Raw genomic sequence first — 23,863 nt, 5'->3', positions numbered from 1 at the left:
ATGAGTGAGAATAAAAGCCGCCGCGAGTTTATTAGCCAGAGCGGTAAAATGGTTACCGCCTGCGCGCTGTTTGGCGCCACGGGTTCCGTCGCGTATGCTGCCGATTCAGCTAAGGCAACCTGCGAGACGGGTAAACCGATGAACATCACCGCAAAACATTACTATCTCGACAACGTGCTGCTGGAAGCCGGGTTTAACTTCGACGGCAGCGTGGTGACAAGTACCCGCACCGAGCTGAAAACGCTTGAGATAAAAGACGGGAAAATCGTCGCCCTGCGCGATAACAACAGCCACGCCGACGCGGCCCTGCCGCACTTCGATGCGGGCAAAAAGCTGATGCTCCCGGCGATGCGCGACATGCACATCCATCTGGACAAAACCTTCTATGGCGGCCCGTGGCGCTCCCTGAACCGTCCGGCGGGTACCACCATTCAGGACATGATCCGCCTGGAGCAGAAGCTGCTGCCGGAATTACAGCCTTACACGCAAGAACGCGCCGAAAAGCTGATCGACCTGATCCAGTCCAAAGGGTCCACCATCGCCCGCAGCCACTGCAACATAGAGCCGGTTTCCGGCCTGAAAAACCTGGAAAATTTGCAGGCGGTACTGGCGCGCCGAAGCCCAGGTTTTGACTGTGAAATCGTTGCTTTCCCGCAGCACGGTCTGCTGCTGTCGAATTCTGAAAAGCTGATGCGCGAGGCGATGCACGCCGGGGCGCATTATGTGGGCGGGCTGGACCCAACCAGCGTCGACGGCGCGATGGAGAAATCCCTCGACACCATGTTCCAGATTGCGCTGGATTACAACAAAGGGGTGGATATTCACCTGCACGAAACCAGCCCGGCGGGCGTGGCGGCGGTGAACTACATGGTAGAAACCGTGGAGAAAACGCCGGCGCTGAAGGGGAAGCTGACCATCAGCCACGCCTTCGCGCTGGCGACGCTTAACGAACAGCAGGTGGATGAGATCGCCACCCGCATGGCGGCGCAGCAGGTGACCATCGCCTCGACCGTGCCAATTGGCACCCTGCACATGCCGCTGAAGCAGCTGCGTGAAAAAGGCGTGTTTGTCATGACCGGTACCGACAGCGTGATTGACCACTGGTCCCCGTACGGTCTGGGGGACATGCTGGAGAAAGCCAACCTCTACGCCCAGCTCTATATTCGCCCGAACGAACAGACGCTTTCGCGGGCGCTGGGCATCGCCACCGGCGACGTGTTGCCGCTGAACGACAAAGGTGAGCGCGTGTGGCCTAAAGCGCAGGACGACGCCAGCTTCGTGCTGGTGGATGCCTCCTGTTCCGCCGAGGCCGTGGCGCGTATCTCTCCGCGTACCGCGACGTTCCACAAGGGGAATCTGGTCTGGGGGTCTGTGGGCTAATGTGGTGCCGGGTGGCGCTGCGCTTACCCGGCCTACGGTTCGGAGATTTTGTAGGTCGGGTAAGGCGAAGCCGCCACCCGACAATGCAGTATACTGCTATGCACATTCTTAAAGAGGGATCTGCCATGGCACAAAACATCTACGACAATCCGGCGTTTTTCGAAGGCTACGCCCAGCTTCCGCGCTCGGTTCAGGGGCTGGACGGCGCGCCGGAGTGGCCTGCGCTTAAGGCGATGCTGCCGGATTTAACCGGCACATCGGTTATCGATCTTGGGTGCGGCTACGGCTGGTTCTGCCGCGTGGCGCGCGAGCTGGGCGCTTGTGACGTCACGGGCGTCGATATCTCTGAAAAGATGCTCGCCCGCGCGGCAGAACTGACGGATGACACGCAGATCCACTATCAGCGTAGCGATCTGGAATCTCTTCAGCTTCGCGAAAACAGTCTCGATCTGGTCTACAGCTCGCTGGCGCTGCACTATCTGCCGGAACTGGACGCGTTATTCGCCAGGGTGCAGCGTGCGCTTAAACCCGGCGGCAGCCTGGTTTTCTCGATGGAGCACCCGATTTATACCTGCGCCACCCGTCAGGGCTGGCTCACCGAGGACAACGGTGAGCGGTTCTGGGGCGTGAACCATTATCAGGACGAAGGCAAGCGCGTCAGCAACTGGCTGGCAGAGGGGGTAATCAAATACCACCGCACGCTGGGTACCACGCTTAACGCGCTGATCAAGGCCGGATTGACGATAAGTGAAGTCAATGAGTGGGGACCAACGCAGGCGCAGGTTGACGCCTGGCCCGCGCTGGCCGAAGAGGCGGAACGCCCGATGCTGGTGCTGATCGCCGCCCGTAAGGCTTAATAGCCGACTTTATATACCCGCCCGGTCTGTACCCCTTCCACGCTGCGGCGGTAGGCCTGCGCAACGGTCGCAGCGGGAACGCTTTCAAAGCCCGGGAAAAAGCCATCATATGCTTCGACGGATTCCGTCAGCACCGTCGGGCTGATCAGGTTAATGCGGATCCCGCGCGGCAGTTCACAGGCCGCGGCGAGCACAAACCCTTCCAGCGCCGCGTTTACGGTGGTGGCATTGACGCCCTGAGCAATCGGTTCGTGCGCCACAATCCCGCTTATCAGCGTGATCGAGCCGCCTTCGTTCAGGAAGTGCTGGCCGGTCAGCGCCAGACGAACCTGCCCCAGTAGCTTATCCTGCAAGCCCCGGTTGAACTCGCCGTCGGTCATGGTTGCGAGCGGGCCGAAGTGTACCCCACCGCTGGCGGAGACAATCGCATCCACCGGGCCGATCTTTTCGAACAGCGCCTGTACGCTCGCCTGCGAGGTGATATCCACCTGATGCTCGCCCTGCGTGCGACCCACGCGGATCGTCTCGTGGCGTTGGCTTAACTCTTCTGTGACTGCACGACCGACCGTACCGCTGGCACCAATAATGACGATTTTCATAGCAGACTCCTTATGTTGTGAGCCTTCATTCTTTAATAAATAAAAACTCAGATAAACTGGGCTAACGTTAGAAGATTACTAACCAGAGGTTTGGAATATGGATAAGCTTCGCGGGATGGAGACGTTCATCGCGGTGGTGGAAAGCGGCAGCTTCACCGGCGCGGCGGCCCGGCTGGAGATGTCGGCGGTGATGGTCGGGAAGTATATTGCGTTGCTGGAATCGCAGCTCGGCACGCGGCTACTGGAACGCAACACCCGTCGCCAGAGCCTGACCGACGCCGGACGCGTTTATTTCGAAGAGGCCAGGCGCGTGCTGGAGCAGGTCTCGATTGCTGAAAACGCAGTTGAACGTCTGCGAGCCACGCCCGCCGGCACCCTGCGCGTGACGGCACCCACCTCGTTTGGCGGCTGCGTTATCGCGCCTCTGACGGCCACGTTTTTACAGCGCTACCCGCAAGTGCGCATCGAACTGGATCTCACCAACCGAATGGTGGATCTGGTGGAGGAAGGGGTCGATCTGGCCATTCGCATCGGGGAGATCCGAAATGAGGATCTGGTGGCGAAATACCTGTGTCCCTACAACATGACGATCTGCGCCGCGCCGGAATATCTGGCGCGTCACGGTACGCCGCAAACGCCAGCCGATCTGGTGGATCACCTGTGTCTGTCGCACACGGTATGGACGGCGCGTAACGAGTGGCGGCTGCCCGGTGTGGAAGGCGAGGTGCGCTGGAAGCGTGATGCCGTCTTACGATGCAATGACGGCTACGGCTTACGCATGGCGGCGCGAGCCGGGGCAGGACTATTGCTGCAACCGGAAGTGCTGGTGGCTGAAGAGCTGGCAAACGGCAGGCTGGTTCGGGTTCTGGAAGCGTTTACGCCCGCGCCGAGGCCGGTGCATTTATTGTGGCGCCAGGATTTGCGTCCGCTGCCTAAGCTAACGGAATTTATTGCCCATATTCTGCTAAGATTGGGCACAATATAAAAAAAGAAGGTAAGTAAAGAATGTCTGCAAACAAACTCGCCAGCAGCGCGCAGGGCCTGCAATCCTCTGCCATCCGTGAATTATTAAAACATAGCAAAATGGCAGGCGTGATTTCGCTGGGGGGCGGTATTCCAAACCCGGATCTGTTCGATCATGAAGGTTTAAAAATTGCCGCTGATGCCGTGCTGTCTCAGCATTTTGGCGAAGCGTTCCAGTACGGCCTGACGGAAGGCGTCCCGGGGCTACGCGAAGAGATCCAACGCATCTGTGAAGGTCGCGGCATCGCCTGTAAAGCCGATGACGTGGTCATTACATCCGGCTCTCAACAGTCGCTTGACGTGCTGGCGCGTGCGTTAATTAACCCGGGCGATACGGTCGTCGTTGAGCGTCCGACCTACCTCGCCGCGTTGCAGGTCTTTGGCCTTGCACAGGCGAATTTTGAATCCGTCGGCACCGACGGCGACGGCATGAAAGTAGATGAACTTGAAGCGCTGGTGGCAACCAAAACCATCAAAGCGGTTTATATCGTGCCAACCTTTGGTAACCCGGGCGGCGTGACGCTCTCCGAGGCGCGTCGTAAACAGCTGGTGGAATTATCGAAGCGCTATGACTTCGTGATTATCGAAGACGATCCGTACAGCGAAATCAACTATACCGAGGAAGCATTCCGCCCGCTGATTGCTCATGCCAAAGATATCGGCAATGAGGATAACGTGGTGTACACCTCCACCTTCTCTAAAATCCTCGCGCCGGGCACCCGCGTGGGCTGGGTGCTGGTGCCGGAGTGGCTGAAGCGTGCGGTGGTGAACCTCAAGCAAACCACCGATCTGCACACCAGCACGCTGTCGCAGCTGATGACGTACGAATATCTGAAAACCGGTCGTCTGGCGAATCAGATTAAAATGATCCGCGAAGCCTATCGCCAGAAATACCAGACCTTTGCCAGTGAACTGGAAGCGGAGCTGGGCGATGTGATGTCGTTCCACAAGCCAAAGGGCGGCATGTTCCTGTGGGCGAAAATGAATAACGGCATCAATACGACGAAATGGCTGGAAAAAACGTTGAGCAACGGCGTCGTGTTTGTGCCGGGTGAGTTCTTCTACTGCAACGAGCCGGACCACACCACGCTGCGCATGTCTTTCGTTACCCCAACGGATGAGCAGCTTAAAGAAGCGGTTCGACGTCTGAAAATTTCCCTGTAAGCGGATGCGCATAATGGCAGATGCCGTTATGCGCTGTTCCCGTGTAGGGTAAGGTTATTGCGTGGCGTGGGCGAGGGTGCGGTCAAATGCATCGCCGTCTGGCGCCTGTGTGACTTCATGGATCCGACAAATTTTCCCCTCGCGCAGCGTGGCAAACATATACACCTCTAATTCTGCCTGGCGACCATCCGGATATGTCACGGCCACTCTGTGCCGGTCTGCCACACATTCGTTATGGCAACATAACGCTTCCACGGTAAACGTAATCTCGCGGATCTGCGCACGCACATGGTTCAGGTGTTTCATAAATCCCTGATAATCAAGCATGTGACCGTCCGTAACCTGCTGGTAATCGGGCGTAAACACCTCTGCCGGATCTACATTGCCATTGAATAAGCGGGTTAACAGACAGGCCATTTGCTCGCGCTGCGCGGTGTTGTCGGGCTGGTTTATCAGGGATGTAATGATGGTCATGTTAGCTCCTCGTGATGTTGAGCCGCTATTATCCTTGACAGCATAAGGCGTAGTTTCTGTAATAAGTCGAAGAATAACGATTTTCGGTCAAATTCATGCTGACAACTGAGAGGCTTGTTCATCCCGGCGGCTATCACACCCCGTGGCACAGCCATCATGCCGGCCAGCTCTGGCGCATTGCTGCGGGGCTGCTGGTGATTGAGACGCCGCTGGGGCGTTCGGTGGTACCCGCAAAACATATCGGCTGGATCCCGCCTGGTCAGCAGCACGCTGCCTTTTCGGAAAGTGCGATTGAAGGTTGCGCTGTCTATCTTGACCCTGCCCATTGTGAAGGGCTTCCGGAAGAGGCCACGCTTTTCGAGTCTGACGATTTTACCGATGCACTGTTTTCCCGTTTAAGCGTTGCCGGGAGTGAATACGATCCCCGAAAGCTCATCCTGCTGCTGGAGGAGTTGGTTCTGGCGTCTCAGGTCCGCTTTTATCTGCCCGTACCGACCGATCCCCGGCTGAAAAATGTGGTCAGGAAACTGCTGCAATCCGTCGATGATAATCAGACGGTGGAAAGCCATGCCAGCCGTGCCGGGATGAGCGTACGTACATTCAACCGGCGGTTTAGCGCGGAGACGGGGATGAACTTCGTCAACTGGCGCCAGCTGGCGCGCGTCATGCAGGCGATGGAGTGGCTGGCGGCGGGGAAGCCGGTGGGGTGGATTGCGCTCTCGTGCGGATACAGCAGCGTCAGCGCATTTATTGAAGTTTTCAGAACGTGGACCGGTAAAACGCCGGGGCAGTGGGCGATTAAAGAAGGCCCTTTTGCGCAAAGGTAATGCGCGTGGCCTCGTTGAGATCCAGCTCTCTTAACGATTCCGGATAAACCCAGGCGATCTCCTGAAACTCGTCGTTAAACGTAACATCCCGATTGGCGCTGATGCAGTCGAAGATCAGATAAATCATATAAATTTCCTCGGTGGTACCATCGGCGTAAGTTTTGACCCTGATGTCATCGCGAAAAGCCCAGGGCTTGACGTCGATAATGTCCAGCGCGTCGCCCAGCTCCTCACGGACTTCACGGCGCAGCGCCTGTTCCATGGTTTCGCCTGGTTCCATTCCACCACCGCAGAGTGCCCACTGACCGGGGAATACACCGCGATCGTCGGCCATTTTACATAGCAGGTAGGCTCCGTCATTCTGGATGATGGGGCAGACAATGGTTCGTTGGCGCATGATTTCTTCCTGAAAAATGAATTTGGGCTACTATAGCAGATTGGTGATGGAGATCATGTTAGGTGTGTTGGATCCTCATCACTCGGAACAGCGGTGTAGGCCGGGTAAGGCGAAGCCGCCACCCGGCGTTTGACTACCGCTCCCTCAGCGCCTCCTTCGCCCGGTTAAACGGCTTAATCAGATAATCCAGCACCGTTTTCTCCCCGGTCTTAATATCCACCGTCGCAATCATCCCCGGCACAATCGAAAAGTGCCTGCCCGCCTTGTTCACCAGATAATCCTGGCTGGTGCGAATGAATACACGGTAGTAGAACACCTCCGGCTTCGCTTCGTCCTGAATGGTGTCCGGGGAAATGGTTTCCACCACTCCGTGCAGCCCGCCGTAAATCGCGTAATCGTAGGCGGTGATTTTCACCAGCGCCTCCTGATTAGGATGGATAAAGGCGATATCCCGGGGCGAGAGGCGGGTTTCAATCAGCAGGTGATCGTCCACCGGCACAATCTCCATTAACTCGCCGTTGGGCGGTATGACGCCGCCGATGGTGGTCACCTTGATGTTTTTCACGATCCCGCGCACCGGCGACTTCACCGTCAGGCGGGTAACGGAATCCTCGCGGCCTTTCAGGATCGCTGACACCATATCCACCTCGGCGTTGGCCTTCGACAGCGCTTCACGGGCCTGCACGTAATACTGGGAACGCACGTCGGTGAGCTTCAGCTCCAGGTCGCTTTTCTGCCGTTGCAGGCGCAGCACTTCCACGTGGCTGGCGGCACCGGTTTTCACCAGCCGTTGAGTGATCGCCAGTTCTTTATTGGCGAGCGCTAACGCGGAGCGGAGTTCACGCTGCGTATCCTCCAGCTGGGCGCGGCGAGAGTTGTAAAGCCGCGTTTCTGCGGCGGTCAGGTCGGTCCATTTCGCCAGGGAAGGCGGGAATTTCAGCGGGAGATCGTTCACCTCGGCGTACAGGCGCACGCTGGAGGCCAGCGACGCGCGGTAACGCGCCGCGCTTTCGCCGACGTTAGATTCCGAGCGGGTAGGATCAAGCCGCGCCAGCACCTGTCCGGCCTGCACCTGATCCCCTTCGTGTACGTTCAGCTCGGTGAGGATCCCCCCATCCAGCGACTGCAATACCTGCTCGCGTGAACTGGGGATCACTTTTCCGGTGCCGGTTGAGACTTCATCCAGCACCCCGAACCATGCCCAGACGCCGAGCACCACAAACATCAGCAGGGAGAAGAAAACGATGCGCCGGGCGCCGGTATAACCGCTCTCGGAGTCGAGCGCGTTATCCAGATCTTCTACTGCGGCAACGTCACGCTGATTGATTTTCATTGTTCCACTCCCGTCCGGTTGCCTGCTGCTGTTGCTGCATACGGCTGTTGTTCAGCGCCTGCGCTTTTGGCGCGTCCATCACCAGCATGCCATCTTTGAGTACCACCACGCGCTCCACCAGCTCCAGTACCGGCACGCGGTGGGTCGCGACAACCAGCGTGCGGTTGCCGAGCCACGCCCCGAGACGTTGAATAAATTCCCGCTCGGTATGTTCATCAAGGGAGGCGGTCGGTTCATCCATCAGCACGATATTCGGGTCGCGCAGCAGCATCCGCGCCAGCAGAATAGACTGCCGCTGCCCGCCGGACAGCCCGACGCCGTTCTCCATAATCGGGTAATCCAGCCCCTTTGGCAGCTTCTGCACAAAGCTGGCCGCGCCGCACATCTCCAGCACCTCGAAGATCTCTTCATCGGTGGCGCGCGGCATGCCGAGCGTGATGTTCTCGCGCAGGGTGCCGTAAAACAGCCGGGCGTTCTGGGTCATAAAGCCGACGTTTCGCCGCACGTCAGCCACGTCCAGGTGCGGCAGGCTGAGGTTGTCGAGCCGCAGTTCACCGCCCGCCAGATCCATCCCGCCCGCCATCGCCTGCAACAGGGTTGATTTGCCCGCGCCGTTGCGCCCGAGGATCGCCACTTTTTCGCCCGCTTTGATCTCCAGGCGGTTAATGCGCAGCGCCATGCGGGGATCTTCCGGGTGATAGCGGAACTGCGCCTGCTCGAAAAGATAGTGGCCGCGCAGCACGTCCTGGCGGATCGGCGTCTCTTCGCGCTGGTTCTCGGTCGGCAGCTGCATAATGCTGTCCAGCCCCTCTTTGGCCGCCTTCACCTGCTGCCAGCGGGCCAGCACGCCGCACAGCGTCGCCATCGGGGCGATCATCCGTGAGGCGAGCATCGAGGCGGCCACCACCGAACCGGTGGTTAAGGTGCCGTCGATCACCATCGGCGCGCCCACCACGATCACCCCGGCATAGACCAGGCTCTGAATGGTCATCCCCCAGCTGATCAGGTTCTGCGTCAGTTCGCGGGTGCGCAGGCCGGATTCGGCGGTGATCTGGATATAGCTGTTCCACTGCTGCAAAAAGCGGTTCTCCGCCTGCATCAGCTTGATGTCCTCCAGCCCCTGCACGCTCTCCACCAGCACCGCGTTGCGCAGGGTAGATTCATGCGCCGACTGCTTCGCCAGCTCCGCCAGCTTCTTTTGCAGCAGCAGGCCAGGCAGGACCATAATCACCGCCGCCACCGGGGCGATCCACGCCAGCTGCGGGGCGATGATCGCCAGCACAATCACAAACAGGATAAAGAACGGCAGATCGACGATGGTGGAAATGGTGGAGGAGGTGACCATCTCGCGGATCTGCTCCAGCTCGCGCAACTGGGAGATAAAGCTGCCGGTGGAGCGCGGAATGGCGCTGTGGCGTAGCCGCAGCGCGTGGCCGAAGACCCGATCCGAGACGCGCATATCCGAGCGTTTGCCCAGCAGATCCATAATGTGCCCGCGCGCCACGCGCAGCACAAAACCAAACAGCGTGGCGATCAGTACCCCAATGGTCAGTACGTAGAGCGTCGGGTAGGACTGGGCGGGGATCACCCGGTCATACACCTGTATGGAAAAGACAATGCCGGAGAGGGAGAGCACGTTGATAAACAGCGCCGCCAGCATCACCCAGCTGTAAGGGCGAAGGTCGCGCATCACCAGCCGGTAGAGCCAGTCCGGGCGGTATTTTGAGATATAGGCGTCCACGCGGCTGTCCTTCAGCGCCGCCAGCGGACGCAGGGCGATGACGTGGCGGATGGCAGGCAGCATCGCGCTCATCGACAGGCGGTTGGTGTGCGTGCTGTCGTCGAAAAAGCTGACTTCAAGCGTATCCTCGCCGTCGAAATTGTCGATCACGCCGATTTTACCGTCGTTTAGCTCTACCACCACCGGCAGACGCCAGCTGTTGATGGCGTGCTGATCGGCCGTCAGCAGCTGGAACGTCAGCCCGGCTTCACGGGCGAGCTGCGTCAGCGCGGGCACCATCGGTTTGCCTTTTAGCCACGGCGCGCCCGCGATCAGCGAGCCTGGCGAGCAGGCAACGCGATAGCGCGTCGCCACATAGCCAAACGCCTGCGCCCACTGCTCCAGCGCCTCATCCGTCATGTTTTCACCCTGCGGAATATCGCGTTGCTTCATGGCTGGATCTCCACGGTCTGGATGGTGCGGTTTTCAAGATCGAACGCCTGACGTATGCGCCCGGTTTGGTAGAGACAGTTCAGCTGAAGCTGGCGGAGCTGTCCGGCGGTTTGCTGCTGGGTAAAGCGCGCCTGATACACCTCCTGCTCGGCGTTGAGCACGTCGAGCAGCGGGCGGGAACCAAGATCGAGATACTGCTGCTGATACAGCTCGCGGGTACGGGCGCTGAGCGCTTCCTGGCGGCCCTGGATCTGAAGCGTGCTCATCAGGCTCATCACCTGGCTGCGCGCTTCCAGGAGTTTTTGCCGCACCTCAAGACGGGTGCGCTGAATGGTGGACTGGGCCGATTCCACCGCGTGTCCGGCGGCGTTACGCCGGGCGGTGAGGCCGCCGCCCTGATAGAGCGGCATCTGCACTTTTACCCACGCGGAGTACTGGGTGCGGTCCCGCGTTTCGTTGCCTGAGTAGCGGTCGTTAAGATAGTGGCGGACTTCCGGCTCCAGCGAGACGGTAGGGGTCATCTGCGCGTTGGCATAGTCGAGATTGGCCTGCGCGACGTTGGCCTGCGCCCAGGCCGCTAAAACCGAGGGTACCAGGCGATCGTCCGGCTCGGCAATATCGCAGCTGCGGGCGAGACTTTGCGGAAATTCATTGCTGACCGCGTTCAGGCCGTCCCAGCCCAGCATGCTCATCAGCGTGGCGCGTGAGCTGTCGAGGCTGGCCTGATACTGCATCAGCTGCGCTCGCGCGCCTTCGATACGGGCATCGGTCTGCACCACGTCAGAGAGCGACGTGGCGCCTTCGTCATTACGCAGCTTCGTCAGTGTGCCGATGGAGGTCAGGGCGTCCAGCTGTTCTTTAGCGGTCTCGACCATCTGCTGCCAGGTTTGCACCTGCACCATAGCGATGGCGGTATCGTGGGCGATAGTGTCGATGCTCACCAGCACGTTGGCCTGCTGCTGGGCGACGCCCGCGTTTTCGGCGCGCACCTGGCTTGCGACTTTGCCGAAGTCGTAAAGCATTTGCGAAAGCGAAAGCACCAGCGAGGGGGTAAAGCCATTATCGTCGCCGTCGTGGCTATAGCCGTTATCCATGCCGGCGTTAATTTGCGGATAATATTTCGATTTGGCGACGTCCACATTTTCGCTCTGCTGATAGAGTTTGCCGACGGCTTCACTGATGGCCGGATGCCAGGTCACGGCGCGGTTTACGGCTTCATCCAGCTGTAGCGTGCCGGGGGCGGCTTTGCTGGCTACGGGCGCCACGCGGCCATTTAAAGAGGGGAGTTCCTGCGTTTCGCTTAATTGTCCGGTATTAATCATCGCCGCAGGGTTTGCCGCGATAGCGGGCACAGATATCAGGCAGCACGAGAGCCACCAGTAAGGCATCTTCTTTCCCATGTCTTGTCCCTAATAAAAAAGTACTGCTTTTTTGTTTATGCCCGGGCGCTGTGCGCGCCCGGGTCATTTCTTGCAGGTGCTATCAGGTAATGATGTGTTGCTGGTTTACAAGCTCGTCGTAGGTGGTCTGAACGTTGTCCAGCGTAACGAGCGTAGATTTAGTGTAGGCGGCTCCCGTGCCGTCACGGTCGATGGAGATCACAGTATTGTTACCGCTTTGTGAAACAGAGACATAGTTCCCCAGCGTCGACGCGCTACCGTTCCAGCCCACCAGCAGATCGCCAATGTCGATCTTGTCTCCCTGCGACAGGGAGAAGTTCGTCCAGTGGTCACCCGTGCTGTTACCTGCGGTGGCGTTACCCGCCGTAGTGTTCAACACCTGATAAATCAGCGTGTCGCCGTAGGCCGTGCCGCTAATCACATCGTTATGTTCCGAACTGACAAATTTCGGTGCCATATTGATGGTCAGCGAGGCGGTATCCCGGGTGCCGTTGGCGTCGGTCAGGGTGTAGTTAAAGACCTCCTTGCTGGTGATGGTAGAGAACGATATCCCCGGGTTGAGTGTGTAGGTGTAACTGCCGTCTGCGGCAATCGCCAGCGTGCCGTAGTGACCCGTGATGTTTACCTGCGTGCTGCCGGTGTAAGGATCCAGCGTGGTGGTTACGCCGTCGTAGCCGGTAATGCTGAGACGGGTATCCACCGAGTGCAGCTGGTCCATCGCGCCCGCGGAGCCGGTGCCGTCGAAGATATTGCCGTCAACGGTGTGGGTGCCCGTGGCGTCAAACTGCGACAGGGAGTAGCTGGTCCCGGTGACGCTTGGGGTAACGGTGATATTTCCCACCCCCAGCGGTCCCATTCTGCCGGTATAGTTCAGCGTATAGGTTCCCGCTTCCAGATCGAGGCCCGTCAGGTTGATCGTCGCCCTGCCGCCCAGCAGCAGCCCGCCGTTAAATGAGCCGGATCTGAGGGTGGTGGTGCCGTTGGTCAGCGTCCAGTCGACCGTTAACCCGGTAAGGGTCAGCAGCGAGGCGACGTTAAACGACAGAACCACGTTATGCAGTGCAGTATTAGGATCCACCACGAAGGTCCCGCTCCCGCTGCCCTGGGTTGAGGCAAGCAGCGCGGCGTTCCAGCTCGCCGACCCGACGGTGGTATCCGAGTATGCGGCGGTGCGGTGCACCGAGTTCACGTCCATCGCCGTGCTGACATCGTTCACCGCGTCCATTGGCTGCGCGGTCGGGGTGATGTTCAGCGATGCCGTGTCTTTCGAGCCGTTCGGCGCGGTGATGGTGTAGACGAAGGTATCCGGCGTGCTGATGCTGTCAGCGCCGACCCCGCTGTCCAGGGTGTAAGTGTACTCCCCGGCTGCGTTGATCCGCAGCGTACCGTACTCGCCGGTGATCTCCGTCAGGCCGCTGCTGTTCACTGCTACGCCGTTAACGTCGGAGACCACGGTACCTGCTGGCGCAATATCATCCGCCAGCACATCCCCGGTCGTGCTCTCGCTCACGCTTGCCACGCTGTAGACATGATCCTGCAAGACGTTCAGCGTGTAGGCCGTCAGCGCGGTGATCCCCGCCGCCGTATTGAGCAGGAACAGGTACTCGCCAGCGGGCAGGTTCAACGTCAGCTGCGGGGAGGTGCCGCCCAGCAGCGGCGCGCGCAGCCAGCCGGGTTCAACGCGCATCTGCTCGAAGGTCTGCGTCGCATTGTTGAACTTATAGATGTAGAGGTCGAACACCGAGGCCAGCGCGACGCCGCCCACGGAGGCCTGAACGGTCATGGTGCGGGTGGTGCCTTCTTCCACGTTATAAATGATCGGGTTGGCCAGATCGTCCAGCAGGTTCAGCCCCAGGGTATTGCCAAGGTTGATCCCCACCAGGGTAAAGCCGCCCTGCGACGAGGTGCCGTTGTTGATCGCCTCCACGGTGGTGTCGAAGGTCAGCGAGGCGGTATCGTCCACGGCCACGATCCCGCTGCTGGTAGTGCCTTCGCCCAGCGACAGAACCAGATTTGCCGAGGCGCTGGTGCCGTTATGGGTGATGGTGTAGGTAAAGTTCTCCGTGCGGCCAATGACGGCGGCGCTGGTGTTGGTCAGGTTATAGGTATAGCTGCCGTCCAGGTTGATGGTCAGCGTGCCGTATTGCCCCTGAATCACCGTGCCGTCAGCCGTAACGCTGGTGGTGGTGCCCTGGGCGTTGGTGACCGTAGTGACGGTGGTGCCCGCCGGGGCGTTGTCGCTGCCTGCGGTTGGATCCACGTCAGTGATGACGTTCCCGACAACGCTGGTCTCGCCGGACACGGTGCCTGCGCTGGTCTCTTTCACCGCCACATCGAGGCTGGTGTAAGAGCCGGTTGCCAGCAGGTTAGTGTTGTAGCTCAGGACGCGATACTGACCATTCGCCAGCCCGTTCAGGTTCAGCGATACCCCCGTCGCGCCGAGGGTCAACAGGTCAGCGAACTGCGGCTGCCCGGTATCGACCACGGTGGTCCAGGTGTTGTTGGCGGCGTCGAAGCGCTGTACCACCAGCTCAAGGGTATTGAGCAGGGAAAGAACGGCACCCGTGGCGTTGGCGTTCACGGCAATATCCGCACTGCCGCCGTTGCCGACGGTGAAACCTACCTGCGCGGTGTCGTTGCCGAGCAGCGTCAGCACGTTACCTAAGGCGCCTACCAGCAGGAAACCATAGTCGCTGTACTGCGAGTTGGTCACCGTGGCGGTGGTCGTGAGCGCCAGTTCTTCAGCGTTGGTGCTGGCAGAGAGCGGCACCACCGGCGCAAGGGCTGAGCCGGGCAGCGAGACGTTGCCTGCCGCATCGGTGGCGGTGATTTGCAGCGTCTGACCTTCCGTCTGTTTATTGAGGAAGGTGTAGCTCCAGGAACCGTTGCTGTCCGCCGTGGCGGTGACCGTTGAATTATCCGCCAGGCGGATGGTGACGGTGCTGCCCGCTTCAGCGCTACCGGTCAGTACGCTGCCGTCTGCGTTGAAGGTCCCGGTTGGAGCCGTTGGCGCAGTGAGATCGACAATGACGGTGGTCGACGTGGAAATCGGGCTGGTGCCCGAGCCGTTGCTCGCCGTGGCGGTGAAGGCATGCGGGCCTTCACTCAGCACCGGCGTGGTGAAGCTCCAGTTGCCGCTGGCATTCGCGGTGACCGTGCCCATCAGCACCCCGTTGTTATAGAGGGTGATGGTCGTGTTCGGCTGCGCCGTGCCGCTCAGGGTTGGCGTGGTGTCATCGGTGGTATTCCCGTTGGTCAGGTTGCCCGTCACCGTGCCAACGTTATCGTCAATATTGGCGATAACAGGCGCGTTCGGGATTGTGGTGATCGGGGCAATCACGGAGGTGGTGATACCCGCGTTACCGGCCTTATCGGTAGCAAAGACGATCAGGGATTCACCGGCGGTCTGTGCAGGGGTGATGGTGGCGCTGAAGCTTCCGCTACCGTCCGCGACGGCCGTTCCAAGCACGGTTCCGGTGCTGCTGGTGATGGTGACGGTGCTTCCCGCTTCCGCTGTACCGGTAACCTGCGTCCCGTTGGTGATCACCGCCAGCCCGGTTGGGGCTGGTGGCGGCGTCAGGTCAACGTTAATCGTGATAATCGGTGAAGCCACGCTGGTATTGCCCGCGGCATCGGTGGCGGTTGCGGTGAAGTTATGCGCGCCTTCCGTCAGCGTGGTGCTGGTTTGCGGCAGCGTCCAGTTGCCGTTGGCATCGGCAGTGACGGTCCCCACCAGCGTCGTGCCGTCGTAAATACGTACGGTGGCATTGGCTTCTGCCGTACCGTTTAAGGTCGGACGGGTGTCGTTGGTTGGGTTGGTGCCAGTAACAGGTCCGGTGACGGTCCCCACATCATCCTCAATCGAGGTGATTGCCGGTGCGACAGGGGCGGTGGCATCCACATTAATGGTGTAACCGCCGGTCTGCGCGCTGGCGTTGCCCACCGCGTCGGTAGCGGAGAAGGTCAGATTATGCGGCCCGTCAGCCAGCGGGGTGGAAGGCGTAAAGCTCCACGCGCCGCCGGTGGCGACTGCGGTGCCAATCTGTACCCCATTATCAAAGATGGTGACCGTCGCGCCGGCTTCTGCCGTACCGGTGAGCGTTGGCCGCGCGTCGTTGGTTAACCCGCCGTTGGCGACAGGCGCAGCGGCGTTACCGACATCGTCGGTGATGCTGGTCAGCACCGGCAGCGCTGGCGGCGTGGTGTCAATGGTCAGGCTGAAGTCGGCGGACGACGTGCTGGTGTTACCCGCCTGATCCGTTGCTTCTGCGGTAAAGGTGTGTGACCCACTGTCCAGCGGCACGGTGATATCGACGGTCCAGTTGCCATCGGCATCGGCAGTACCGGTGCCCACCAGCGTGGTGCCCTCATAAATATTCACGGTGGCCAGCGGCTCGCTGGTCCCCACCAGACGCGGGAGAGGATCGTTGGTGGTCTGGCCGGAACCTATTGCCCCGGTGATGGTGCCAACGTCGTCAATCGCCTGGGTGATAACCGGCGCGACAGGCGCAGCCGTATCTACCACCAGCGTAAAGCCTGGTGAGGCAGGGCTGACGTTGCCCGCGGCATCGGTTACCGTGGCGGTCCAGGTGTGGCTGCCGTTTGCCAGCGTACCGGTGGTAAAGCTCCATACGCCGTTTGCGTCCGCCACGGCGGTACCCACTTCACGGCCACTTTCAAAAATGGTGATGGTCGCGTTGGCCGCCGCGGTGCCGTTCAGCGTTGGCGTGGTGTCGTCTGTGCTTTGTCCCGAGGCGACCGGGCCCAGCACGGTACCAGCATCGTCAGTGGCCGGGGTAAAGACCGGTGCCTCAGGCACCGAGGTATCCACCGTCAGGTTGAACGGTGGTGAGGTGACCCCGGTATTGCCTGCGGCATCGGTGGCGTTGAAGGTAATAACGTGCGGCCCTTCGCCCAGTTCAGTGGTCGGCGTGAAGGTCCAGTTACCCTGGGCGTTGACGACCGCCGTGCCGATTTCCACATCATCGACAATAACGTGTACCGTTGCGCCCACTTCCCCCGTACCGTTGAAGGTTGGACGGGTGTCGTTCGTGGAGCCGTCGCTGGCGAGGGTTCCCGTTCCCGGGCTGACATCGTCTATTACCGTGGTAACCACCGGGGCCGCAGGCCCGGCGGTATCCACCGTAAAGGCGAACACTGGCGAGTTGGCGGAGACGTTTCCGACATCATCGCTGGCGTTAACGCGCAGGTTATACGTCCCGTCAGTCAGTACCGGATCCGGCGTAAAGGTCCAGTTGCCGCTGCCGTCGACCGTGGTGGTGCCAATCTCCACGCCGTTATTCAGCACGTGAATGATGGTACCCGCCTGGCCGGTGCCGCTGAGGGTTGGCGTGGTGTCATTGGTCACCTGCCCGGCGGTAAGCGGGCCGGTTGCGCCTCCCGGGGCGTTGTCGCTGACCGTAACGATCGTCGGCACCTGTGGCGCAGTCAGATCGATTTCGACGCTCCAGGCGTTGGACGGCTGGCTGACGTTGCCCTGCGGATCCGTCGCTCTGACAGTAAAGTCATGCGTCCCTTCGCCGAGGGCGGTTTCAGGAGTAAATGTCCAGGCACCGGTGCCGTCTGCTGCCACCGTACCAATTTGCGTAGCGCCATCAAAAATGGCGACGACGCTGTTCGGCTCGGCGCTACCGGTCAGGGTTGGCGTAGTGTCGTTGGTTGGATCGCCGCTTGGGACAGGCGTTGCCGCATTCCCTGCGTTATCCGTCACGCTGGTAATTACCGGCGTGGTGGAAACGGTGTCGACCACAATGGTGATCCCGGCCGACGGGGCGCTCTCATTGCCTGCCGGGTCGGTGGCGGTCACGGTCAGGGTGTGGCTGCCGTCGTCCAGCGCAGGCGGCGTGTAGCTCCAGGTGCCGGTCGGACCGACAACAACGGTGCCCAGCGGGTCGCCGTCATCGTACACCGTAATGGTGTCCCCGGCCGTGCCTGTTCCGGTCAGGGTAGGACGGTTGTCGTTGGTGCTCTGCCCGTCAGCGATTGGGCCGGTGACCGGGCCTACGTCATCGGTCACCGCACCGATGGCTGGTGCGGTCGGATCGGTGAGGTCGACGGTGACGGTCGCGATCGGCGACTGCCCGCTGGTCGCGCCGGTGGTGGTGTTTGTGGCGGTGACGGCGAAGGTGTGTGGGCCTTCCGCGAGCGGCAGTAGAGGCGTATAGCTCCAGTTGCCGTCTGTATCCGCAACAATTTCGGTCAGCGGAACCAGCGCCCCATCCAGATAAATGGTGATGACGCTACCCGGATCGGCGGTGCCGGTAAGGGTAGGCGTGGTGTCATTGGTGGTTTTGTCTTTCACATCGCCAGTGACGGGATCGGCATCATCGTTGATTGCCGTAATCACCGGCACCGCTGGCAGAATAAGCGGGGAGTCCGGTACGTCAAAGGTGGTTGTCGGGCTTGCATTACCTGCGGCGTCCGTGGCGAACAGCGTCAGCGTCGCGGGATCCAGTTGGGCCGGGGAGAGGGCGATGGAGAAGATGCCTCCCGTCGCGACCCCGGTCCCGATGATATTGCCGCCGGCGTCACGCACCGTCACCGTGGTTCCGTCATCTGCCGTACCGGTCAGCGGCGTGCCCTCTGCGGCAATGGTGATATTGGTTGGCGTTGCAGGAAGCAGCGTATCCACCGTCACGCTGAGATCGCCGGAGCTGGCGGAGGTATTCCCCGCCGCGTCACTTGCGGCAACCGAGAAGGTGTGCGGCCCTTCCGCAAGCGCGGGGTCGGCTGTCCAGGACCATGTCCCGTTCGGCTGAACCACCACGACCACCGGAGACGGCGTGCCATCAACAGAAACGGTTACGCTCGAACCCGGCTCGCCAATCCCGGTGAGGGTTGGGGTACCGTCGCGGGTGTAAAGCACGCTGTTAGTCAGTTGGCTGTCAGAGACGGCGTCAATTTGCGGCACGGTCGGTGCCTGCGTATCGACCGTCACGCTAAAGACCGGGCTGACCGGGCTCAGGTTACCCGCGTCGTCCACCGCGGCGACGGTGATATTCAGCGGGCCATCGGTTTGTGTCGGCAGGGTGTATGACCACTCGCCATTGGCGATTTCAACGCGATCCACTTCCACGCCGTTGTTGTAGATAATCACCGTTTCGCCGGTCGTGCCGCCTCCGCCAATGACAGGTGTGTTATCGTTGGTTGAGCCTCCATTCTGAGCGCCGCCAATGGAACCGATGAGCGGGGTATCCGGGGCGAGGGTGTCGACCGTTATCGTGATACCGGTTGATGGCAGAGATTCATTGCCGGCTTCATCGGTGGCGGTCGCCGTGTATTGGTGCGTCCCTTCGCCAATGTTGCTCTCAGGACGCCAGCTCCAGTTACCGCTACCGTCCACCGTGACGCTGCCCACGGCCTGCGGCTCGCCTGTACCCACCTGGTCATAGATGGTAATGACGTCATTCGGCGTACCGGTGCCGCTCAGTACCGGGCGCGGATCGTTGGTGGTTCCGCCATTGTCCACTGGCCCGGTGATCTGGCTTACGCTGTCTGTCACCGTCGGGATCCCCGGCTGGCCCGGCGCGTCGGTATCAATGGTAATGGTCACTGGCGTGGACGGTGCGCTTTCGTTCCCGGCGCTGTCCTGATTGGTCACCGTCAGGGAGAGATCGTAGGTGCCGTCAGGGAGCGGATCTTCCGGTGTCCAGCTCCAGTTACCGTCGCCATCGATCTCGGCTTCACCTATTTTGGTTGCGCCATCGTAAATGCTTACGGTATCTCCCGGCGTGCCCGAGCCGCTCAGGGTTGGTGTGGTATCGCGGGTGGTCTCCCCAGGATTCAGAGCCGTCCCCGGTGTGGCGCCGTCCGGGTTCACGGTGATCTCAGGAATATCCGGCGTTGCAGGCGCGGTCGTGTCGATCGCCAGCTCAAACGGTGGCGAGATGGTGGTATTACCCGCCTCATCCGTCGCGTGGACCGTCAGCGAATGCGGGCCGTCCGTCAGCGGCGTGGTTGGCGTAAAGCTCCAGCCGCCGCTACCGTCAAGCACGGCCGTGCCGAGCAGGGTGGTCCCGTCATAGATAGTGATGGTGGTGCCTTCCGGTGCGGTTCCCTGCAGCTGCGGCAGCGTGTCATCGGTAGTATCCCCGCTGTTAAGCGGAACCTGCACAGTGCCGATGTTATCGGAGACGGTGTCAAGGGTGGCCGCCGGTGGCGGAGTGGTATCGACGGTAAAGGTAAAGCCGGGTGATGATGCGCTGGTGTTGCCGGCCGCATCGCTCGCGACGACGGTGAACGTATGCTGCCCGTTCCCTATTGCGGTAGTGGGCGTGAAGGTCCATGCGCCACCGTTATTCACAATGGCAGTACCAATATCCTGTCCGTCCAGGCGGATCGTCACGGTGGAGCCCGGCTCGCCGGTACCGTTCAGCGTCGGGAGCGTGTCGTTGGTGATTTGGTTGTTGTCGAGCGGCCCCGTGCGGCCCGGTACGTCATCAATGACCTGCGTAATGGCTGGAGCGCCCGGCGCGGCGGTATCCACCGTGATGCTCCAGGTGTTCGATGTCCCGCTGAGGTTATTGTTGGCGTCAACCGCCGTCGCCGTCAGCACGTGCCCGCCGTCGGGAAGATCCGTTTCCAGCGTGATGGACCACTGGCCGTCAGGCCCAACCACTGCGGTGCCGATTTCAGTGGTGCCGCTGTAGAGGGTGATCGTTGTGCCGGGCTCGCCCGTTCCGTTGATGGTCGGGGTTTTGTCGTTGGTGAGACCGTTCTGGCTGACAGGACCGGTGACGTCGAGCGCATCATCCTCCACGCCTGTGATGACCGGGGTTTGTGCCGCGGTGATGTCCGGCGCGTCAAACGGCGCGGTCGGGCCGGTGTTTCCGGCGGTATCGGTGGCATCTGCGGTCAGGGCTTCGCCGTTGGCTTTCGGCGGGATCAGATCAACGCTGAAATTACCCTGATCGTCGGCGACCGCTTCCCCGACCTTAACGCCATTTTCACGAATGGTGACGGTGCTGCCCGGCTCGGCTGTACCGGTTACCGTGGTGCCGTCGGCAGAGATAACCACGTTTTCCGGTGTCAGCGGTGGCGTGCTGTCTGGCGCGTCGGCAAAGCCGGACGGACTGGTGTTGCCGCTGCCGTCGGTGGCCGTCACTGCAAGGGCTTCGCCGTTGGTCTGGGCTGGCGAAATCGGGATGGTAAAGGTGCCGTCCGGACCGGCGGTGGCCTGGCCGATAATCGTACCGTCCGGCGCTTTAATAATAATCGTGCTGTTTGGCTCGGCGGTTCCGCTGACGCTTGCCCCGTCTTCCGCCACCACCAGGTTACCCGGTGCGGCAGGCGCGGTGATGTCCGCTGCGTTAACCAGCGCCGGGGAACTCTGGTTGCCTGCGGCATCGGAGGCGACCACGGAGATGATCTCGCCGTTCACTTGTGCAGGGTTCAGGTTGGCGATGTAGTTGCCGTTGCTGTCGGCAGTGGCGGTCCCGATTTGCACCCCGGCGTTGTTGGTGATGACAATTTTGCTGCCCGGCTCGGCAGTACCGGTGATTTGCGTGCCTGTCGAATTGAGCGTCGCCTCCGGCATGTCTGGCGGCGTAAGATCGACGGTAAAGTTGATCGGCTGAGACAGGCCGCTCTGGTTGCCTGCCGCATCGGTTTCGCGCAGGGTAATCGAATGTGCACCCTCTGCCAGCGGCGTTGTCGGCGTGATGCTCCAGGTACCGTTCGGCAGAACCGTTGTGCTGCCAATCGCAACGCCGTTATCGTAAACCGTAATCGTGCTGCCTGGTTCTCCTCGGCCCGTCAGGCGGGGCTGCGACTCGTCGGTAAACTGCCCGGCGGTAATCGTGCCTTTCAGCCCTCCGGTGTCATCGTTAACGATAAATCCTGTCGGCGCCGGCGGGGTGGTGACATCCACCGTTACGGTAAAGGCCGGCGAGGCCGGACCGGTGTTACCGGCGATGTCGGTGGCGCGTACGGTAAGCTGGTGGCTGCCTTCGCTCAGGTTAACCGACGGCGTAAAGCTCCAGCTTCCGTTGCTGCCTACAACCGCTGTGCCAATGGCAATGCCGTTATCATAGATGGTGACCGTAGAGCCCGCTTCCGCCGTGCCGGTGAGCTGCGGGCGCGGATCGTTAGTGGTGCTTCCGCTTCCGAGCACGCCGGTATTGGGCGCAACGTCGTCGGTCATGCCGGTGATGGCCGGGGCGCCTGGTGCGACCGTATCCACCACGAAGGTCACCGCCGTGGACGCCGGGCTGGTATTGCCTGCCGCATCGGTCGCGGAGGTGGTAATGGCGTGGTTTCCTTCAGACAGGTTGGTCGACGGGGTAAAGCTCCATTTCCCGGTAGCATCGGCCGTGGCGGTGCCGATCGGCTTGCCGTTGTCATAGAAGGTAATAACGGTGCCAGCTTCACTGATGCCGCTGAACGTCGGGCGTGCATCGTCCGTGCGTTGTCCGTTGCTCAGCGGGCCCGCTTCGGTGCCCACGTTATCATTGACGGTGACAATCTCGGGGGCAGCCGGCGCGGTTGAATCCGGTGCCGTGACCTGAACGCCCGGGCTGGTATTGCCGGACGGATCGGTGGCGGTGGCGGTGATCTGCTCCCCGTTGGTGAGCGGCGTACCGAGATCGATAGTAAATTTCCCGTCGCTGCCAGCCTTGCCCGTTCCGATGGTGTTGCCATCGGCATCTTTCAGTGTCACGGTGCTGCCCGGCTCAGCCGTACCGGAGACGGTTTTGCCGTCAGGCGAAACCTCCAGATTGGCAGGTGCATCCGGCGCGGTGAGATCCGGTGCTGTGACCTGACCACCCTGGCTGGTATTGCCGGACGGGTCGGTGGCCGTGGCGGTGATCTGCTCCCCGTTGGTGAGCGGCGTACCGAGATCGATAGTAAATTTGCCGTCGCTGCCGACCTTGCCCGTTCCAATGGTGTTGCCATCGGCATCTTTAAGGGTAATTGTGCTGCCCGGTTCAGCCGTACCTGTTACGGTTTTGCCGTCAGGTGAGACCTGAAGATTAGTGGGAGCATTCGGAGGCGTAGTATCAGGTTCGGAAGGATTTCCCGGATTACCGGGATTCGGGTTGTTGTTATCGTCATCTCCGCCACCTCCACCGCCGGTTCCCGCCGCAATAGCAATCCCACCTGCGGCGGCCAGGCCACCCAGCACCCAGGGCCACGCAGCGGCGCCACCAGCATCACTCCCTGACGCCGCCAGTAATGCATCGGTGGAGGCGATGGATTCATAGGTCGCGGCACCGGTTGGATCTTCAATCCACCACAGCGCTCCGTCACTCTCTTCAAGCACCAGCTGGCTTACGCCCTGCGCATCAGTGACGTAGAAATTCTTGAGGGTAATCACTTCGCCCGAATTGAGGGTAATCACCAGATCGTTTCCGCTGCGGGAGTAATCTGCGATGTTGGCTCGATCCACGTTAAGCTTAACGATTGAGGAGTGATCGAGTGTTATCTGTGTCCCTTCCGTGGTCGTTTCCACGCCAGTTAATTTAGATATAACAGATATTTGGCTCATACAGTTATTACTCCAGCAGAGTGATTGGTTACGGCGTGTCAAACAAAGCCATCGTTTCTGAAGGGATGAACGCGCTCCCGGCGAAAATACTGTTTAATAAACAGGATTTACCGTTACTTTCTTTAGCGCGACCGATGCCCGCCAGGATTAAAAGTGGCAACCTCAGGGCAAAGCTAATTATTTACACAGGAAATAGTTGTTTATTTATATGTTTGCGATTTATAAGCCTTATTATTTGTGCAGGTATTAAATTATTTCGTTATAAAAATGATATAGCTATAAATGTCTGAATAAGCAAATTAAGTGTTCGTAAACCCAGCGCGGCTATTGCAGGGGAGATTAATTGATAGCGTGAATATATTTCGTTAGCTATGAGGGCGCGTGGATAAAGGGTTTTGGCGTAAAAGGTGCAACCCTTAAAACGGTACTGGTGGGGCGATATTAATAATTATAATATGCGATAAATATCTAATTTTGGTTAGGTTTAATTGCTGCTTAATTGTAGTTTAAGTTAGGGTGAAATATCTGGTGTATGATATATTTAAAACTCTCTCATTTATAAAATATATTTTTACGGGCGGGTTAATTTCTGCTACTCAAAAAAATTACGTATTTTCTTCTCATGTTTAATAAATAAAAGGCCGCAAGCGTGGCCTTTCAGAGGCTATCGGTATTAGCCTAAAGAAATTATGCCGATTTCCACGAGGGCGGCTAATGTCAAAAGAATAAA

12 protein-coding genes are annotated in these 23,863 nt (G+C 59.9%); 5 read left to right on the top strand and 7 right to left on the bottom strand.

Translation table 11 applies throughout. The features are described 5' to 3' along the window. Nucleotides 1–1,380 (top strand): amidohydrolase family protein, encoded by a 1,380-nt coding sequence (locus ACQG11_RS03575; protein WP_426728185.1) that lies wholly within the window; start codon nucleotides 1–3, stop codon nucleotides 1,378–1,380. Between the two features lie 125 nt (nucleotides 1,381–1,505). Further along, nucleotides 1,506–2,237 (top strand): class I SAM-dependent methyltransferase, encoded by a 732-nt coding sequence (locus ACQG11_RS03570; RefSeq protein ID WP_045622885.1) that lies wholly within the window; start codon nucleotides 1,506–1,508, stop codon nucleotides 2,235–2,237. Here the strand turns inward: ACQG11_RS03570 and ACQG11_RS03565 are convergent. Then, the gene (locus ACQG11_RS03565; protein WP_426728184.1) at nucleotides 2,234–2,836 is read right to left on the bottom strand and encodes a short chain dehydrogenase; all 603 of its coding nucleotides are present in this window, start codon (nucleotides 2,834–2,836) and stop codon (nucleotides 2,234–2,236) included. The two genes, ACQG11_RS03570 and ACQG11_RS03565, sit on opposite strands and share 4 nt — an antisense overlap. Before the next feature lie 97 nt (nucleotides 2,837–2,933). Here ACQG11_RS03565 and ACQG11_RS03560 point away from each other — a divergent pair, with 97 nt between their 5' ends. Beyond that, a complete protein-coding gene (locus tag ACQG11_RS03560) occupies nucleotides 2,934–3,821 on the top strand; it encodes a LysR substrate-binding domain-containing protein (protein ID WP_022649115.1) in 888 nt (295 codons plus the stop codon). 20 nt (nucleotides 3,822–3,841) lie between these two features. Further along, nucleotides 3,842–5,023 carry a PLP-dependent aminotransferase family protein gene (locus ACQG11_RS03555; protein WP_022649114.1) on the top strand — a complete coding sequence of 394 codons (1,182 nt, stop codon included), beginning with the start codon at nucleotides 3,842–3,844 and terminating at the stop codon, nucleotides 5,021–5,023. Nucleotides 5,024–5,077: 54 nt separating this feature from the next. Here ACQG11_RS03555 and ACQG11_RS03550 read toward each other — a convergent pair whose 3' ends face one another. Continuing rightward, entirely contained in the window at nucleotides 5,078–5,497 is a 420-nt protein-coding gene (locus ACQG11_RS03550) for a nuclear transport factor 2 family protein (RefSeq protein WP_023298434.1), read from the bottom strand. 95 nt (nucleotides 5,498–5,592) lie between these two features. Between ACQG11_RS03550 and ACQG11_RS03545 the strand changes: the two genes are divergently transcribed. After that, on the top strand, nucleotides 5,593–6,324 hold the full coding sequence (locus ACQG11_RS03545; RefSeq protein ID WP_045308441.1) for a helix-turn-helix domain-containing protein: 732 nt from the start codon (nucleotides 5,593–5,595) through the stop codon (nucleotides 6,322–6,324). On the opposite strand, the gene nudI is transcribed toward ACQG11_RS03545, so the two are convergent. The 5 genes from nudI to ACQG11_RS03520 all read right to left on the bottom strand — a co-directional run bounded on the left by nudI (nucleotide 6,296) and on the right by ACQG11_RS03520 (nucleotide 23,133). Continuing rightward, nucleotides 6,296–6,721 carry a nucleoside triphosphatase NudI gene (gene nudI / locus ACQG11_RS03540; protein ID WP_022649111.1) on the bottom strand — a complete coding sequence of 142 codons (426 nt, stop codon included), beginning with the start codon at nucleotides 6,719–6,721 and terminating at the stop codon, nucleotides 6,296–6,298. The genes ACQG11_RS03545 and nudI overlap by 29 nt on opposite strands. A gap of 133 nt (nucleotides 6,722–6,854) precedes the next feature. Then, entirely contained in the window at nucleotides 6,855–8,054 is a 1,200-nt protein-coding gene (locus tag ACQG11_RS03535; protein ID WP_022649110.1) for an HlyD family efflux transporter periplasmic adaptor subunit, read from the bottom strand. Continuing rightward, nucleotides 8,035–10,227 (bottom strand): type I secretion system permease/ATPase, encoded by a 2,193-nt coding sequence (locus tag ACQG11_RS03530; protein WP_426728183.1) that lies wholly within the window; start codon nucleotides 10,225–10,227, stop codon nucleotides 8,035–8,037. The genes ACQG11_RS03535 and ACQG11_RS03530 overlap by 20 nt, the downstream gene beginning before the upstream one ends. Further along, nucleotides 10,224–11,627 carry a TolC family outer membrane protein gene (locus ACQG11_RS03525; protein ID WP_022649108.1) on the bottom strand — a complete coding sequence of 468 codons (1,404 nt, stop codon included), beginning with the start codon at nucleotides 11,625–11,627 and terminating at the stop codon, nucleotides 10,224–10,226. Before ACQG11_RS03525 ends, ACQG11_RS03530 begins: the two co-directional genes overlap by 4 nt. Before the next feature lie 82 nt (nucleotides 11,628–11,709). Next, on the bottom strand, nucleotides 11,710–23,133 hold the full coding sequence (locus ACQG11_RS03520; protein ID WP_426728182.1) for a BapA/Bap/LapF family large adhesin: 11,424 nt from the start codon (nucleotides 23,131–23,133) through the stop codon (nucleotides 11,710–11,712). Nucleotides 23,134–23,863 lie beyond the last annotated feature (730 nt).

It is taken from the genome of Enterobacter cloacae complex sp. 372C4 (assembly GCF_050030615.1).
Lineage (GTDB): Bacteria > Pseudomonadota > Gammaproteobacteria > Enterobacterales > Enterobacteriaceae > Enterobacter > Enterobacter intestinihominis.
Note: the sequence above shows the minus strand (reverse complement) of the source record. Positions and strands in the feature narration are given on the sequence as shown.

What these genes read in the sequence shown, in the direction of transcription:
- ACQG11_RS03520 (WP_426728182.1), bottom strand. Translation starts at nt 23,133, where the DNA reads ATGAGCCAAATATCTGTTATATCTAAATTAACTGGCGTGGAAACGACC.
- nudI (WP_022649111.1), bottom strand. Translation starts at nt 6,721, where the DNA reads ATGCGCCAACGAACCATTGTCTGCCCCATCATCCAGAATGACGGAGCC.
- ACQG11_RS03535 (WP_022649110.1), bottom strand. Translation starts at nt 8,054, where the DNA reads ATGAAAATCAATCAGCGTGACGTTGCCGCAGTAGAAGATCTGGATAAC.
- ACQG11_RS03530 (WP_426728183.1), bottom strand. Translation starts at nt 10,227, where the DNA reads ATGAAGCAACGCGATATTCCGCAGGGTGAAAACATGACGGATGAGGCG.
- ACQG11_RS03545 (WP_045308441.1), top strand. Translation starts at nt 5,593, where the DNA reads ATGCTGACAACTGAGAGGCTTGTTCATCCCGGCGGCTATCACACCCCG.
- ACQG11_RS03555 (WP_022649114.1), top strand. Translation starts at nt 3,842, where the DNA reads ATGTCTGCAAACAAACTCGCCAGCAGCGCGCAGGGCCTGCAATCCTCT.
- ACQG11_RS03575 (WP_426728185.1), top strand. Translation starts at nt 1, where the DNA reads ATGAGTGAGAATAAAAGCCGCCGCGAGTTTATTAGCCAGAGCGGTAAA.
- ACQG11_RS03525 (WP_022649108.1), bottom strand. Translation starts at nt 11,627, where the DNA reads ATGGGAAAGAAGATGCCTTACTGGTGGCTCTCGTGCTGCCTGATATCT.
- ACQG11_RS03560 (WP_022649115.1), top strand. Translation starts at nt 2,934, where the DNA reads ATGGATAAGCTTCGCGGGATGGAGACGTTCATCGCGGTGGTGGAAAGC.
- ACQG11_RS03570 (WP_045622885.1), top strand. Translation starts at nt 1,506, where the DNA reads ATGGCACAAAACATCTACGACAATCCGGCGTTTTTCGAAGGCTACGCC.
- ACQG11_RS03550 (WP_023298434.1), bottom strand. Translation starts at nt 5,497, where the DNA reads ATGACCATCATTACATCCCTGATAAACCAGCCCGACAACACCGCGCAG.
- ACQG11_RS03565 (WP_426728184.1), bottom strand. Translation starts at nt 2,836, where the DNA reads ATGAAAATCGTCATTATTGGTGCCAGCGGTACGGTCGGTCGTGCAGTC.